At 44.3% G+C, this 271-nt stretch carries 1 protein-coding gene; it reads right to left on the bottom strand.

Going from position 1 to position 271, the window contains the following annotated elements; translation table 11 throughout:
* Positions 1–24 precede the first annotated feature (24 nt).
* Positions 25–271, bottom strand: a 247-nt coding sequence (locus ACYQ11_RS22235) for a hypothetical protein (RefSeq protein WP_459926028.1), incomplete at its 5' end; no start/stop codon positions are given.

Here is a 271-nt window from a genome sequence, read left to right as displayed (position 1 = left end):
ATCCTCTTTTCCCGAATTTTGTAACTATGTCGAAAGGGTAAGCTCGAAAACTTCCATTATCCTACGCTCAATGGGATACGTTTCGTTATAAAGCTGCCCGTAACGCCCTGAGAACTTGACCTTCACCAGCGTTTCCATATGTTCAATTATCTCTCGAACAGTTAAGTTTTTCAGGATTTTGTCTTTTTTGGAGATGTTCCGTATCCGACAGATCAGGATCAAGGCGAGGAATTGGAGAAAAACCCGGCTGTCCATTGCGGTGGACGTGTGG

The organism is Desulfatiferula olefinivorans, from assembly GCF_054657895.1.
The sequence above is the reverse complement of the archived record's forward strand: the minus strand, read 5'-3'. Positions and strand labels throughout refer to the sequence as shown.